This is a genomic window from Aeromicrobium sp. Leaf350, from assembly GCF_916858655.1.
In the GTDB taxonomy this organism is placed as follows: Bacteria; Actinomycetota; Actinomycetes; order Propionibacteriales; family Nocardioidaceae; genus Aeromicrobium.
In genome coordinates, this window is sequence record NZ_CAKASL010000001.1 from 1,011,951 (window position 1) to 1,025,888 (window position 13,938).

A 13,938-nucleotide genomic window follows, 5' to 3' on the forward strand; every position below is an offset into this window, starting at 1 on the left:
GAGAACCGGTGTTAGTCTCCTCCCGTGCCCACGACCGAGCCCTCCGTCGACCTCGTCCGCGACCGTTACCTCGACCTGGTCAAGCGCAGCCTCACCGGCGCCCTGGCCGAGGACAACGACTCGATCCTCGGAGGTGTCCGCACCGACGGATCGCCCTCCTTCAAGAAGCGTGCCGCGAGCGCCGTGGGCAAGTTCGCCCAGCGCTACAACGTCGAGATCGCGGTCAAGAAGCCGTACGACCCGCAGGCCCGCCAGAACGGCCGCGACTGGCCCTCCCGCGCGGAGTCGATGATCGGCCTCAAGCGCATGGACAACCTGCAGGAGTGCATCGCGCAGATCATCGCCGACGACGTCCCCGGCGACCTGATCGAGACCGGCGTCTGGCGCGGCGGCGCGTGCATCTTCATGAAGGCCAACCTCGACGCCTGGGGCGACACCACGCGCACCGTGTGGCTCGCCGACTCCTTCGAGGGCCTGCCGGCTCCTGACGTCAGCGCCTTCCCCGCCGACCAGGGCGACGAGCTCTACAAGCGTGGCGGCCTGGCCGTCGGCCCGGAGATCGTCAAGCACAACTTCGAGCGCTACGGCCTGCTCGACGACCGCGTGAAGTTCCTCGTGGGCTGGTTCAAGGACACCCTGCCCACCGCCCCGGTCGAGCAGCTCTCGCTCGTGCGCCTCGACGGCGACATGTACGAGTCGACGTGGCAGGCCATCGAGAACCTGTACCCCAAGCTCTCCTCGGGCGGCTTCCTCGTGATCGACGACTTCGGCAGCTTCGTCGACCAGGCGCAGCAGGCGGTGCACGACTACCGCGCACAGCACGGCATCACCGACGAGATCATCGACATCGACGGCCACGGCGCCTACTGGCGCAAGAGCTGACCCCAGCACCTGCAGCACCCACGGGCCCCGCTCGTCGACCTAGTCGGCGGTGGGGCCCTGCTGCGTGACGGGCTCGTCCTGGTGGGCCGTCGCGGTGCTGACCTCCGCCTCCGGGTGCCGGATGCGCCAGGCCAGGAGCGCCATCAGCACGGCGGCGCCGACGCTGTGGGTGATGGCGACGGCCCACATGCCGGCGACGATGCCGCCGATCGGGGTCACGATGACCACGACGGTCAGGATGACGACGGTCGAGATGATGTCGTAGGCCAGCGAGGTGCGCACCGAGCGCGTGCCGAGCAGGCCGGCGCGGGGGCCGGTCAGCAGGCTCATGCCGACGAGCTGCCCGGCAGCGGCCCACAGCAGGGGCTGGGCCTCGTACCAGGTGTCGCTCAGCACGAGCGTGCCGAGCGAGTCGGGCAGCAGGACCATGACCGCGCCGTTGACCAGCGCCGCGGCCAGGGCGAATCCCGTGACGCGGAGCGCGACGGTCATCGCGAACGAGCGCCGCTCGGAGGCCACGCGGGAGATCTCGGCCGTGCCCGAGGCGATGCCGGCGATCTGCACGGTCTGGAACGGACGGGTCAGCAACAGGGCACCCTGCAGGCCACCCAGCGCCCGCGCTCCGGCGAGCGTGCCGATCGCGACGCTGGTGGCCAACGCGCCACCGCTGGTCGACCCGTAGGCGATGAGGTAGCGCCAGGAGAAGCCCCACGTCTCGCGCAGCCACCGCGTGCCGGGCCGCTGGCTACCGACCCGGTTCTGCAGGCACGAGCCGATCCCGGCCAGGGCGCCGCTGACGGCCCAGGTCGCCACGAAGACCGGCAGCGACCGCTGTCCGACCAGCAGCGCGACCGTGAGCGCCCCGATCTGGATGCCGAGCCAGGCCACGTCGAGCACGAGGGCGCGGGCGGGCCGCCGGGTCGTGAAGGCGAGGTAGCGGCCGGCGTCCTGGACGATCAGCAGCGGCAGGCACGCCGCCAGCACCCAGAGCGCCTCGGCGAGCACGGGGTCCCACGAGAGCGCGGCGACACCGCCCAGGGCCACGAGCACGCCCAGAACGCCGCCGACGACCCAGGCGCTGCCGATGGCGCTGCCCGCGCGGGCGGTGGCCTCCTCGGGGTGCACCAGGAGCGGGTCGCACACCAGGGCGCGGGCCAGGCCGATGACGGTCACGTAGGTCGTGAAGACGATCGCGAACAGGCCGAACTGCCCGGGGGTCAGCACCTGGACGGCCAGCAGGGCGAAGAGGACGTTCGACCCGCCCGAGACGGCCTGGTCGATCGTGACGACCCCGACGCGACGGCCCATCCCGGCCGAGGAGTCCTGGGGGGCCTCGGCGTCCGCGGGGGACGCGTCGTCCGCGCTGTCGGCCCGTCGCTCGTCGGTCGTCATCCTCGGGCCTCCACGGTGCGGGCGATCGTCGCGCGCACGGACTCCACCGTGCGCGACCAGGTGAAGCCGGCGGCCCACGCGCGTGCGGCCTCCGTCTCGTCGGGGGTCCTGGCGGCCGCCGCCAGCACGGCGTCGGCCAGCGCGGCAGGTGCCCAGTCGTCGGCCACGCTGGCGTGACCTCCCGCCGTCTCCATCGCCCCGGGGTCGGGGGCGATCACGACCGGCGCCCCGAGGGCCATGCCCTCGACGACCGGCAGGCCGAAGCCCTCGAGGTCCGAGGCCAGCACGACCATCGCAGCGTTCGCGACGACCCGGCGGAACTCCTCGTCGGGGAGGTAGGGGGCCAGCGACACGGACGCCCCCAGGTCGTGGCGATCGATGCGCTGCTGGAGCTCCGCGCGAAGGCCGGATCCGAGGCCGAGCACCAGGAGGTCGGCCGGGAGCCGGCCCCGGTCACGGAGCTCGGCCCACGTGTCGATCACGAGGTCGGGGTTCTTGTTGGTGTGGTGTCCGAACGCGACGGCCGCACCCGGGCTCGAGCGGCGCGGCCACGACGCGACGTGGTCGGCACCGAGGGGAGCCACCCCCGTCGGCAGGGCGCGCGTGCGGGGGTGCAGCCGGTGGAGGTCGGCGACGGTGCGCTGCGACACCCCGACCACGCCGTCGGCGATCCGGTAGCTGCGGCCGTAGGAGACGTCACGCAGGCGCCGGCGGGCCCAGCTGAACTGGTGCGGCAGGATCTCGTGGCGCAGGTCGTGCACCACGACCGTGAGCGGCGGGCCGGGGCGACGGACGGTCGTGGTAGGTGCCGTGGCCAGCACGGCATCGGCACCCGTCTCGCGGGCGAGCCGCGGCATCCAGCGGGTCTGCGCCGACGGACGACCGATCTCGGACGGCGCGCGGACGGCGACCTCGTGCGTCTCGTGCCCAGCCGTGTCGAGGTCGGAGCCCTCGACGACCAGGACGTGCAGCGTGTCGTCCGGTCGCACCTCCGCCCAGGCCGACAGCAGCCCCTCGACGAACGTGCGGTTGCCGCCGAACTGCGCGCACATCGCGTCGACCACGACGGTGAGCGGGGCGTCGCTCATGCTGCTCCGGTCACGCTCGGACCTGGGCGACGGCCGAGGAGTCCGCCGCGTCCGCCTGGTCGTCGTCCTCGAGCTCCTCCGGGTGGGCCTCGGCGTAGCGCTTGGCCAGCACCGGGGCCAGCAGGGCGAGCGACATCATCGACCAGATGTAGCGGTCCCACATGAGCGAGGTGACGAAACCGAGCGTCGCGTAGGCCAGCGCGGGCAGTGCGAGCAGGTGGTAGGGCGAGGGCAGGGTCAGCAGCGGCCGGACGATCGTGATGAACACCAGGACGTAGCCGACCAGACCGATCACGCCGACGGCGGCCACGGCCTGCAGGTAGATGTTGTGCGCCTCGAGCACGCCGGACAGACCACCGCCGATGATCGGGTTCTCGTGGAACTGCTCCAGGGCCTCGCGTGCGGCGTTCTCGCGCTCGATGTCGGATCCGCTCGCGCTGCCGCCTCCCAGCAGACGGCCGATCGCGTTGCCGGAGTCGGCGGCGAGGAGCCGGTTCGAGAAGGCGAGGAAGATCGCGAAGCCCGTCACCATGAAGGCGATCGGCACGAGCGAGCGGGTGAGCTGCGGATAGATCAGGGCGATCGCGATGAGCACCGCGAGGGCCGCACGGCTGCCGCTGATGTACAGGCCGTACGACGCGATGACGCCGCCCGTGATCGCGAGGACCTGGACGCCCACGGTCGCGCGGTGGCACAGGAACGGCACGATCGCGACGGCGAGCAGCATCGTCAGACCCAGGATGTTGGCGTGGGTCGTCAGGCCGGCGTACCGGCCACCGTCACCGTCCGGGCCGCGCAGGACGCCGATCACGGTGCTCAGGCTCGCGCCGAGGAGGTAGCCGGCCGCGAGCCAGCGCACCACGCTCTCGCGCGGGCTCCAGATCAGGAACAGGATCGGCAGGCCGAAGGCGCCGACGACGAGTCGTACGGTCAGGGCGAGGCTCACGAACGGCAGGTCGCTGATCACCGAGGCGACCAGCGCCGAGCCGACCAGGATCACGATGCCGGCGACCAGCGTCGACGGCAGCTGCACCCGACGACGGAGCAGGGTGGGCAGCAGGATCGTGAAGGCCAGCGCGAACATCGCGTCCGACGCCGTCACGAACGTCAGGCCGGGAACCGGCCGTACCGCGTTCATCGGCGACAGCACCATCGCCACGACGGCGAGCCCGGTACCGACGCGCTCCGTGCCCTGGGACAGGACGGCGCCGACGAGCAGGAACAGGCCGACGAGGATGCCGCCGACGAAGGCTCCCGACGTCGCGGCCAGCGTCACCGAGACGACCGTCAGGGCGCCGATCACCCCCGAGACCGCGATCCCCGACGCAGTCTCGGTCGAGACCGCCGACCAGCGGGGGGACGACCCCATCATCTGTCGTCCTACGGGGCGCGGCGACGGCCGGGCATGACGCCGTCGCGGCCCTTCGGCTTGGCGGCCTTCGCGGCCTTGGCGTCCTTGGCTGTGTTCGGGCTCTTCTGGCCGTAGCCGTACCCGTAGCCGTATCCGTAGCCGTACGCGCCGAGCGCACGCTTCGGCGCCATGTTGAGCACGACGCCGATGACCGGCGAGCCGACGGCCTCGAGGCGCTCGAAGGCGTTGCGGAGCACGACACGGCCGGTCTTGCCCTGGCGTGCCACGAACAGCACGCCGTCGGCGAGCGTCGAGACGACCGCCGGGTCGGCCACGGGCACCAGCGGCGCGGCGTCGAGGATGACGACGTCGTAGATCCCGCGGGCCTCCTCGATGAGGTTCTTCATGCCGCGGGTGCCGAGCACCTCGACGGGGTTGGGCGGCTGCGGGCCGGTGCCGAGGAAGTCGACGCCGCTGACGTGCGGCTGGATCGCGGCCTGCAGCGTCGTGCGTCCGACGAGGACCGACAGGAGGCCGACCGCGTTCTCGAGGCCGAGGAAGTCGGCGACCTCCGGCTTGCGGAAGTCGGTGTCGATCAGCAGCACGCGCTTGCTGTTCTGTGCCAGCGCGATCGCGAGGTTGCACGACGTCATGGTCTTGCCCTCGTTCGGCACGGCGCTCGAGACCATGATGACCCGCAGGTCGTCGTCGAGATCGGCGAACTGCAGGTTGGTGCGGAGCATGCGGAAGGACTCGGCGCGCAGGTTGCCGGCGCTGTCGCCGTCGATCAGCGGGTGCTTGGAGGCCGTCGGGTCGAACGGCACGACCGCGAGGACCGGGCGATCGGTCATCGCCGCGACGTCGTCGGCGTTCTTGACCGAGGTGTCGAAGATGTCGCGCAGGACCGCGCCGACGACGCCCAGGACGAGTCCGAGCAGGCCGCCGACCACGAGGTTCAGGGGCAGGCTCGGGCTGACCGCGGTGTTGCTGAAGGTGGGCTCGCCCGCGAGCCGCGCCACGATGGGTGCCTGGGACGGAAGTCCCGTCGTGGCGTCCAGGCCGTTCGGCGGCGCCTCGAGCTCCGAGACGAGGAGCTCGATCTGCTCGGCGACCGAGCGTGCGATGTCGACGGCCGTCTCGGGCACCGCGTCGGAGACGCTGATGGTGAGGGTCACCGAGCTGATCGGCGCCTCGACGGAGACCTCGCTCGACAGGTCGGCGACGGAGCGGTCCAGACCGAGGTCGTCGATCACGGCCTGCATGACCGAGGGGCTGGTCGCCAGGTCGGCGTAGCTGCTCGTACGCAGGGAGGAGTAGATGCCGAGCTGGTAGGCGTCGATCGTCGACGACCCGGTCGCGGTCACGTAGATGCTGGCGCGCGACTCGTACTTCGGGGTCATCAGCGTCGACACGACACCGGCCACGACGAGGCCGAGCAGGAAGACTGCGGTCACGAACTTCCAGCGACTGCGCAGGGTTCGCAGAAGTTGACGCAGCTCCACGGAAAGGCTCCTCTTTCGTGCGGTGAGTTGGGACCTTGGTCCTCGACCGGGCCCGACGTCGAAGTCTACGTCCTGAACGGCTCCGAGTCAGAAGGCGCGTGTGGGAAGATCTCGGTCGGGGCCAGGCTGCCCCGACCCGACCGATCTCGAAAGGCTTTTCCATGACCGTGCTAGTCACCGGCGCCGGTGGATTCATCGGTGGCCACCTCGTGGCCGACCTCCTCCGCCAGGGACACGACGTGCGCGCTGCGGACGTCAAGCCGCAGGGCGAGTGGTACCAGGTCCACGAGGCCGCCGAGAACGTCGTCGCCGACTGCGCCGACGCCCGGGACGCCCATCGCATCAGCGAGGGCACGCAGGAGATCTACAACCTCGCCGCCGACATGGGTGGCATGGGGTTCATCGAGAACAACAAGGCCGAGTGCATGCTCTCGGTCCTGACCAGCACCAACATGCTCGTCGCGGCCCGGGCCGCCGGCACCCGTCGCTTCTTCTACAGCAGCTCGGCCTGCGTGTACGCCGGCGACAAGCAGACCGACCCGAACGTCACCGCTCTCAAGGAGGAGGACGCGTACCCCGCGGACCCCGAGGACGGCTACGGCTGGGAGAAGCTCTTCAGCGAGCGCATGGCCCGCCACTTCCGCGAGGACTTCGGCATCCAGACGCGCATCGCCCGCTACCACAACGTGTACGGGCCCGACGGCACGTTCGAGGGCGGTCGCGAGAAGGCGCCCGCCGCGCTGAGCCGCAAGATCGCCGAGGCGAAGCTCTCCGGCGACCACACGATCGAGATCTGGGGCGACGGCGAGCAGAGCCGCAGCTTCATGTACATCGACGACTGCGTGCGCGGCACCCAGGAGATCCTGGCCGGCGACTTCGTCGAGCCGGTCAACCTGGGCTCGGCCGAGCTCGTCACCATCAACCAGATGGTCTCGGTGCTCGAGGAGATCTCGGGCGTCACGGTGGAGCGCAAGTACGACCTCAGCGCGCCGCAGGGCGTGCGGGGTCGCAACAGCGACAACACCCTGTTCCACAGCGTGTACGGCTGGGAGCCCTCGATCACGCTGCACGACGGCCTCGAGCGCACCTACGCCTGGATCCACGACCAGCTGACCGCTCGCGCCTGAGCCGCGGTCGGGGCGTTCGGCCTCAGGTGACGGGAGCGTGTGCCGTCGCCCGGCCGAACGCCTCGGCTGCGTGCAGCAGCCAGCGGTGCACGCCCACGTCGTCGCCACCGCGGTACGCCTCGGACGCGGCCCGGTAGGCCGGCTCGAGGTCGGCGTGACCTGCCTCCGTGACGACCAGCGAGGCCGGGTCGACGCCCGCCGCGACGACGACGAGCCGCTCGGCGGCGCGGGCGACGAGCCCGTTGTGCGACGCGAACGCACCGGCCGCGAGGATCTCGGCGTGCACCAGCGCCGCCACGACGAGGCCCGGCGCCGCGGTCGGCCGGGCCAGGTCGCGGGCGAGCCGGGTCAGGCGGTGCGTGCCCTCGGGGTTCACCGGGCGACCCGGCTCGAGACCGGGCCCGGCGTCGTCGACGACCGTCAGGGCGTGGACCCGCGCGATCGCCTGCAGCGGAGCGCGCTTCCACACGGGGACGAGCGACAACAGCTCGCTGGACATCCGCAGGGCGCCACGGGCGACGGGTCCGCCACCGCCCTCCGCGAGGTCGTCCGGCGCGACCGGGTCGCCCTCGAGCGTCGCCGAGGCAGCCGCGCCGAGGAGCAGCGAGCGGGCCGTCTGCTCGGGCGTCGAGCGGCGCAGTCCGCGGTCACGCAGCACGGAGTCGATGCCGTCGCGCGCCGAGGCGAACGACGACGGGATGCCCTCGAGGGTGGCGAGGCGCAGGAACGGATCGTCGGTCGCTGACACGCGTCGTAGCGTACCGAGCGCCTCGCGGACCGCGGGTACGCTGCAGGAATGGAAGGCGCGACCGTGCAACGGATGGCGAAGTGGCTGGTCGGCGAACGACTGTCGACCGTCCTGCACCTCGGTGACGCCTCGCTCGCCTACACGATGGCCGAGCAGGGTCACGACGTCGTGATCGCCGGCGACGACGTGCGCGTGGCCCGCGGGGCCGACCTCCAGTACGTGCGCACGGCCGGCGACCGCCTCCCCTTCCGCGCCGACTCCTTCGACGCCGTCGTGGCGCCCGCGCTCGACGACTCCCCCTCGGTGCTCGCCGAGTACGCCCGCGTGCTGAGGCCCGGTGGCGTCGTCTCGAGCGTCCGTCGCACGATCGACGAGACCCTGCCCTGGGTCCGGCGCCTGCGGGCCATCGCCGGGACGCCCCCGTCCGAGCGCGACGACACCCGGCTCGTGGTCGCGTCCGGGATGTTCGCGCAGCCCGAGGTCGAGCAGTTCGCGTCGTGGGAAGAGCTCGACGCGGCCGGAGTGCTGCAGCTGGCGCGTCACTTCCGCGACTCGCTCGGCCCCGAGCAGACCGCCCAGGTGCACCAGCTCGTCGCCTCGTCCTCGCACGGCGGCGGAACGCTCCGGCTTCGCCAGGCCACGACCTGCACCCGGGCCGAGGTCGAGAAGGCTCCCGACGCCACGGCCGACGAGCCGGCCGAGACGTCGCTGCTCGACTTCCGCTGAGGCTCGACCCCGCGGCCTAGACTTCCTGGGTGGAGTTCCTCAACGGCCTGCAGCCCGCGCACGACCTGACCTACAGCGACGTCTTCATGGTGCCGCGACGCTCCGACGTCGTGAGCCGCTTCGACGTCGACCTCGCGACCGCCGACGGCACGGGCACGACCCTGCCGCTCGTCGTCGCGAACATGACCGCGATCTCGGGACGCCGCATGGCCGAGACGATCGCGCGCCGCGGCGGCATCGCGATCATCCCGCAGGACATCCCGCTCGACGTGGTCGCCTCGACGGTGCGCCGGGTCAAGGCGGCGCACACCGTCTACGACACGCCCGTCACGGTGCCGTCCTCGATGACGGTCGGCGAGGCGCTGAGCCTGATCCCGAAGCGTGCACACGGTGCCGCGGTCGTCGTCGACGACGGCAAGCCGCTGGGCATCGTGACCGAGCGCGACGGCGCGGAGGTCGACCGGTTCGCCCAGGTGCACGAGGTCATGGACTCCGACATGTTCACGGTCGACGCCGGGCTCGACCCGCGCGCGTACTTCGACGCGCTGACGAGCCAGCACCGACCCCTCGCCCCCGTGCTCGACGGCGACTCGCTCGTCGGCGTCGTGACCCGCAAGGGTGCGCTGCGCTCGAGCATCTACACGCCCGCCACCGACCCGGACGGCCGGCTCGTGATCGGTGCCGCGGTCGGCATCAACGGTGACGTCCGCGCCAAGGCCCGTGCGCTGCTCGAGTCCGGCATCGACGTCATCGTGGTCGACACCGCCCACGGCCACCAGGTCAAGATGGCCGACGCGCTCCCCGTCGTGCGCGAGGAGCGCGACGCCTTCGAGGCGCGCACCGGGCGACGTGTGCCTGTCGCGGCGGGCAACATCGTCTCGGCCGACGGCACCCTCGAGCTCGTGGAGTCCGGTGCCGACATCGTCAAGGTGGGCGTCGGCCCGGGCGCGATGTGCACGACGCGCATGATGACCGGCGTCGGCCGGCCCCAGTTCTCTGCGGTGCTCGAGTGCGCGGCCGCGGCCCGCTCCGTCGGAGCCCACGTCTGGGCCGACGGCGGCGTCCGGTACCCGCGCGACGTCGCGCTCGCGCTGGCCGGCGGTGCCGCCAGCGTCATGATCGGCTCCTGGTTCGCCGGCACGCACGAGAGCCCCGGCGACCTGAAGTTCGGCCCCGACGGCCGCCCCTACAAGGAGTCGTTCGGCATGGCGTCCTCACGGGCCGTGGCCAACCGCACGCGGGACGCCGCCGGCTTCGAGAAGGCCCGCATGGCGCTGTTCGAGGAGGGCATCTCCACCTCGCGCATGTTCCTCGACCCTTCGAGCCCCGGCGTCGAGGACCTCGTCGACCAGATCACCGCCGGCGTGCGCTCCAGCTTCACGTACGCCGGTGCCCGGTCGATCCCCGAGTTCGCCGATCGCGCGGTCGTCGGGCTGCAGAGCTCGGCCGGCTACGACGAGGGCCGCCCGCTGCACGCCTCCTGGTGAGGCGCGCGACTCGTCCCTCGTCGCTCCACCGACTCGTTCCTCGTCGGTGCCGGGCTTCGCCCAGGCGCGCAGACCTCGCTTCGCTCGGCTTGTGGTGACCGCGGGACAAGACTTTCGTGGGACGACGAACGGCGCGCTCGCCATTGCGTATCGTGGGCCCGTGACCCACGAGCCGCAGAACGTCGTCGCCACGCAGAACAGCGCCCACGGTGAGGGACACGACTACGTCAAGGGATCGCCGCACCTGCGGCACACGGTCCTGCGCACGATGATCGCCGACCAGCTCGCGGCGCTCGTGAGCGAGACCATCGCCCGCAAGGGCTCGTGCCACGTGCTCGAGGTCGGCGCCGGTCACGGCACGTTCTCGGACTTCCTGCTGGCGGCCGGCGCGCGCGTCACCGTCACCGAGGCCAGCGAGGCGAGCGCGAAGACCCTGACCGAGAAGTACGCGGACCGCGACGACGTCGAGGTCTTCTTCGACACGACCGGCGGCGACGTCTTCGAGCGCGAGGACCGCTTCGACGGCGTCGTGTGCGCGTCGCTGCTGCACCACATCCCCGACTACGTCACGTTCGTGGGCGACCTCAGCGGACTGCTCGACGAGGACGGCTGGTTCTACTCCGTCCAGGACCCGACCTACTACCCGCGGCGCAGCCGGCGCACGCAGCTGCTGGGCCGTGGCACGTACTTCCTGTGGCGGCTCGGGCAGGGCAACTACAAGCGGGGGCTCTCGACCCGGGTGCGACGCGCCAAGGGCGAGTGGTCCGAGACCGAGGCGTCCGACCTCGTCGAGTACCACGTCGTGCGCGACGGCGTCGACGAGCTGGCGCTCGTGACCGAGCTCGAGAAGCACTTCACGGACGTCGAGCTGTTCACGTACTGGTCGACCCAGGGCCCGCTGTTCCAGAAGATGTTCGCCGGCCTCAACCCGCCCACCGACTTCGGCCTCATCGGCCGCCACCGCACCGCCTGACCCCTGCCGGTTTCCCACGAGACCGCTCAAACCCCGCATCGATGACACGAAGCTTCGTGCGCGCGATGCGGGATTCCGACGGTCTCGTGGGAAACCGCGGGGGTCAGCGGAGGATGAGGGCAAGGCCGCGGGCGAACGATCCGTCGAGGTCGGGGTCGAGCGTGATCGCGCCGACGGCCGCCGCCTGACGGTGCAGCTGGGTCGACTGGGTGTGGCCGACGACGTAGATCAGCAGCGTGCGCGCGAGGTCGAGCCCGACCTGCTCCGCGAGCGCCTCCTCGAACGTCGACACCTCGAGCCGGAAGGCCGACGCGGTCGCGACGACCTCGGCACCGTCGCGCACCGCCAGCATTGCGGTGCGCAGCTGGTGCAGGGAGCCCGCGACGTCGTCGGTGACCGCGACGTCCGCGACGATGCGCGCGGCCATCAGCGACAGGAGCGTCTGCTTGTTCGCGACGTGGTGGTAGAGCGCGCTGGGCTGCACCCCCAGCGCGCCGGCGACCCGACGCATCGAGCAGAACTCCAGGCCGAACTCGTCGAGCACGCCCAGGGCGCCAGAGACGACGTCGTCGAGCGTGTTCGCCATGGGGCCTCCCACCGGGTGCGCGTGGACCCCGGGCGGGATCGTGTGCCACACTACCGAACACCGTTCAGGTGAACACCGTTCAGGAGCCCTCATGACCAGCTCGACCCCCACTCCGGCCAGCACGCAGGCCGTGCCGCTCAAGCGCCGCAGCTCGCCGGCCACCGACCTCGCCCTCGTCACGACGTTCGCCGCCGTGATCGGTGTCTGCGCTGTGCTGCCCGCCATCAACGGCGTCGCGAGCGTGCCTTTCACGCTGCAGATGTTCGGCGTCTTCCTCGCCGGAGCCGTGCTCGGCGCCAAGCGCGGCTTCCTCGCCGTCGCGCTCTACCTGGCGGTCGCCACCGCCGGCGTGCCGATCTTCACGCAGGGCCAGGCCGGCCCCGGGGTCTGGGGCGGCGCCTCCGGCGGCTACCTCGTGGCGTTCCCGATCGCCGCGTTCCTCGTCGGGCTCGTCGCGACGTACACCGTCCGCCGCGGACCCGCGGTCTTCACGGTCGCCGTCGGTGTCGCTGCCGCGATCGTCACGGTCGCGGTGGTCGGCACGCTCGGCACCCTGGGCATGGCCCGTGCGCTCGACGTCTCGTGGGGCGTCGCGTGGGGCTACGCCACGCCGTTCTTCCCGGCCGACATCGCCAAGGGCGTCATCGCCGCGATCGTCGCCGCCGCCGTGCACCGCGCGTTCCCGCGCCTCACGCGCGGGTAGGTTCTCCCTGACCGAGACGCCCCGGGACGGAGCAGCACAGTGATCCAGCTGCAGAGCGCGACCGTCGTGGTCGACTCCCCCAGCGGACCGCTCACGCTGCTCCACCCCACGACCCTCGACCTCGGCGAGCACCGCATCGGCATCATCGGCGCAAACGGCTCCGGCAAGTCGACGCTGGCACGCCTGCTCAACGGGCTGGCGCTCCCGGCCGCGGGCCAGGTGCTGGTCGACGGGCTGGACGTCGACCGCGACGGCCGCGAGGTGCGCCGACGGGTGGGGTTCGTCTTCACCCATCCCGACGCCCAGCTGGTGATGCCGACGCCGCTCGAGGACGTCACGCTGTCGCTGCGCCGCAGCGTGCCGGACAAGGCCGAGCGGCGTCGACGCGCCCGCGAGGTCCTCGACACGATCGGGCTGGGCGACCGCGCCGACGTGCCCGTGCACTCGTTGTCGGGTGGGCAGAAGCAGCTGCTGGCCCTGGCCGGGGTGCTCGCGACCGACCCGGAGGTCGTGGTCGCCGACGAGCCGACGACCCTGCTCGACCTCCGCAACACGCGCTCGGTCGCCGACCGCCTGTTCGGCCTGCGGCAGCAGCTCGTGCTGGTGACCCACGACCTCGACCTCGCACGCCGCTGCGAGCGGGTGCTGGTCGTCGACGCCGCCCGCGTGGTCTTCGACGGACCCGCTGCCGACGCGGTCGACCACTACGTGGCCCTGAGCGATGTCTGAGGCGGACGATGTCTGAGCTCCTGGGCGCGTACCGGCCGGGATCGACGCTGCTGCACCGGATGCCGGTCGGACCGAAGCTGGCGGTGGTGGCGGCGTGGTCGATCGTCGTCGTCGCGACGCGCGGACCCCTCTTCTCGCCGGTGCTCGCCGCGCTCGCGATCGGGATCGCGATCTGGTCGGGCCTCGCGCTGCGTCGCACGCTCCGCACGATGCGCGGATTCCTGCTGCTGATGGTGCTGGTCGCGGCCTTCCAGACGTGGCAGCGCGGACCGGAGGTGGCCGTCACGGTCGTCACCAGCCTGCTGGCGCTGCTGCTCGTCGGCCTGGCGTTCACGGCCACGACCGCGGTCGACGACCTGCTCGGCACGGTCGAGCGGATCACCTCGCCGCTGCGGTTCGTCGGCGTGCGTCCCGAACGTGTGGCCCTGGCCTTCGCCCTGGTGCTGCGCGCGCTGCCGGCGGTGCTCGAGGTCGCGACGCAGACCCGCGACGCAGCACGGGCCCGCGGGCTCGAGAGGAGTCCGCGGGCCCTGCTGGTGCCGTTCGCGATCCGAGTCGTCGCCCACGCCTACGCCACGGGCGACGCCCTCGCAGCCCGCGGCCTCGACGACTGACCCTTCACCGAGAAATGCGCCCAGATGCGC

General features: G+C 71.9%; 14 protein-coding genes. 8 read left to right on the plus strand and 6 right to left on the minus strand.

Annotated features, from left to right (window positions below; genetic code table 11):
• The first annotated feature begins 24 nt into the window (after positions 1 to 24).
• A complete protein-coding gene (locus LO931_RS05165; RefSeq protein ID WP_229052214.1) occupies positions 25 to 882 on the plus strand; it encodes a TylF/MycF/NovP-related O-methyltransferase in 858 nt (285 codons plus the stop codon).
• 39 nt (positions 883 to 921) lie between these two features.
• Here LO931_RS05165 and LO931_RS05170 read toward each other — a convergent pair whose 3' ends face one another.
• Genes LO931_RS05170 through LO931_RS05185 form a run of 4 tightly spaced genes read right to left on the minus strand, consistent with a single transcriptional unit; the run spans position 922 to position 6,215 of the window.
• Positions 922 to 2,274, minus strand: a complete 1,353-nt coding sequence (locus LO931_RS05170) for a hypothetical protein (RefSeq protein WP_229052215.1) — start codon at positions 2,272 to 2,274, stop codon at positions 922 to 924.
• Positions 2,271 to 3,362: a glycosyltransferase gene (locus tag LO931_RS05175; RefSeq protein ID WP_229052216.1), complete on the minus strand. Its 1,092-nt coding sequence runs from the start codon at positions 3,360 to 3,362 to the stop codon at positions 2,271 to 2,273. The genes LO931_RS05170 and LO931_RS05175 overlap by 4 nt, the downstream gene beginning before the upstream one ends.
• 10 nt (positions 3,363 to 3,372) lie before the next feature.
• Positions 3,373 to 4,734 carry an O-antigen ligase gene (locus tag LO931_RS05180; protein WP_229052217.1) on the minus strand — a complete coding sequence of 454 codons (1,362 nt, stop codon included), beginning with the start codon at positions 4,732 to 4,734 and terminating at the stop codon, positions 3,373 to 3,375.
• A gap of 8 nt (positions 4,735 to 4,742) precedes the next feature.
• A complete protein-coding gene (locus LO931_RS05185; RefSeq protein ID WP_229052218.1) occupies positions 4,743 to 6,215 on the minus strand; it encodes a polysaccharide biosynthesis tyrosine autokinase in 1,473 nt (490 codons plus the stop codon).
• A gap of 161 nt (positions 6,216 to 6,376) precedes the next feature.
• Here LO931_RS05185 and LO931_RS05190 point away from each other — a divergent pair, with 161 nt between their 5' ends.
• On the plus strand, positions 6,377 to 7,342 hold the full coding sequence (locus LO931_RS05190; RefSeq protein WP_229052219.1) for an NAD-dependent epimerase/dehydratase family protein: 966 nt from the start codon (positions 6,377 to 6,379) through the stop codon (positions 7,340 to 7,342).
• A 22-nt stretch (positions 7,343 to 7,364) separates the two neighbouring features.
• On the opposite strand, the gene LO931_RS05195 is transcribed toward LO931_RS05190, so the two are convergent.
• Positions 7,365 to 8,090: an oxidoreductase gene (locus LO931_RS05195; protein WP_229052220.1), complete on the minus strand. Its 726-nt coding sequence runs from the start codon at positions 8,088 to 8,090 to the stop codon at positions 7,365 to 7,367.
• Positions 8,091 to 8,138: 48 nt separating this feature from the next.
• Here LO931_RS05195 and LO931_RS05200 point away from each other — a divergent pair, with 48 nt between their 5' ends.
• From LO931_RS05200 to LO931_RS05210, 3 genes are all read left to right on the plus strand, one after another.
• Positions 8,139 to 8,816 (plus strand): class I SAM-dependent methyltransferase, encoded by a 678-nt coding sequence (locus LO931_RS05200; RefSeq protein WP_229052221.1) that lies wholly within the window; start codon positions 8,139 to 8,141, stop codon positions 8,814 to 8,816.
• A gap of 29 nt (positions 8,817 to 8,845) precedes the next feature.
• Positions 8,846 to 10,303: a GuaB1 family IMP dehydrogenase-related protein gene (locus tag LO931_RS05205; RefSeq protein WP_255657743.1), complete on the plus strand. Its 1,458-nt coding sequence runs from the start codon at positions 8,846 to 8,848 to the stop codon at positions 10,301 to 10,303.
• A gap of 160 nt (positions 10,304 to 10,463) precedes the next feature.
• Entirely contained in the window at positions 10,464 to 11,276 is an 813-nt protein-coding gene (locus tag LO931_RS05210; protein WP_229052222.1) for a bifunctional 2-polyprenyl-6-hydroxyphenol methylase/3-demethylubiquinol 3-O-methyltransferase UbiG, read from the plus strand.
• A 103-nt stretch (positions 11,277 to 11,379) separates the two neighbouring features.
• Here LO931_RS05210 and LO931_RS05215 read toward each other — a convergent pair whose 3' ends face one another.
• Positions 11,380 to 11,862 (minus strand): TetR family transcriptional regulator, encoded by a 483-nt coding sequence (locus LO931_RS05215; RefSeq protein WP_229052223.1) that lies wholly within the window; start codon positions 11,860 to 11,862, stop codon positions 11,380 to 11,382.
• 91 nt (positions 11,863 to 11,953) lie between these two features.
• On the opposite strand from LO931_RS05215, the gene LO931_RS05220 reads away from it, so the two are divergent.
• The 3 genes from LO931_RS05220 to LO931_RS05230 are packed head-to-tail and all read left to right on the plus strand — an operon-like array spanning position 11,954 to position 13,908.
• Positions 11,954 to 12,565: a biotin transporter BioY gene (locus tag LO931_RS05220; RefSeq protein ID WP_229052224.1), complete on the plus strand. Its 612-nt coding sequence runs from the start codon at positions 11,954 to 11,956 to the stop codon at positions 12,563 to 12,565.
• Positions 12,566 to 12,604: 39 nt separating this feature from the next.
• Positions 12,605 to 13,294 carry an energy-coupling factor ABC transporter ATP-binding protein gene (locus LO931_RS05225; RefSeq protein WP_229052225.1) on the plus strand — a complete coding sequence of 230 codons (690 nt, stop codon included), beginning with the start codon at positions 12,605 to 12,607 and terminating at the stop codon, positions 13,292 to 13,294.
• A gap of 8 nt (positions 13,295 to 13,302) precedes the next feature.
• A complete protein-coding gene (locus tag LO931_RS05230) occupies positions 13,303 to 13,908 on the plus strand; it encodes an energy-coupling factor transporter transmembrane protein EcfT (RefSeq protein WP_229052226.1) in 606 nt (201 codons plus the stop codon).
• The last annotated feature ends 30 nt before the right edge of the window (positions 13,909 to 13,938 follow it).

Bases quoted from the DNA above. Each gene is read 5' to 3' on its own strand.
- LO931_RS05170 (WP_229052215.1), bottom strand. From the start codon at position 2,274: ATGACGACCGACGAGCGACGGGCCGACAGCGCGGACGACGCGTCCCCC.
- LO931_RS05175 (WP_229052216.1), bottom strand. From the start codon at position 3,362: ATGAGCGACGCCCCGCTCACCGTCGTGGTCGACGCGATGTGCGCGCAG.
- LO931_RS05180 (WP_229052217.1), bottom strand. From the start codon at position 4,734: ATGATGGGGTCGTCCCCCCGCTGGTCGGCGGTCTCGACCGAGACTGCG.
- LO931_RS05190 (WP_229052219.1), top strand. From the start codon at position 6,377: ATGACCGTGCTAGTCACCGGCGCCGGTGGATTCATCGGTGGCCACCTC.
- LO931_RS05200 (WP_229052221.1), top strand. From the start codon at position 8,139: ATGGAAGGCGCGACCGTGCAACGGATGGCGAAGTGGCTGGTCGGCGAA.
- LO931_RS05215 (WP_229052223.1), bottom strand. From the start codon at position 11,862: ATGGCGAACACGCTCGACGACGTCGTCTCTGGCGCCCTGGGCGTGCTC.
- LO931_RS05220 (WP_229052224.1), top strand. From the start codon at position 11,954: ATGACCAGCTCGACCCCCACTCCGGCCAGCACGCAGGCCGTGCCGCTC.
- LO931_RS05230 (WP_229052226.1), top strand. From the start codon at position 13,303: ATGTCTGAGCTCCTGGGCGCGTACCGGCCGGGATCGACGCTGCTGCAC.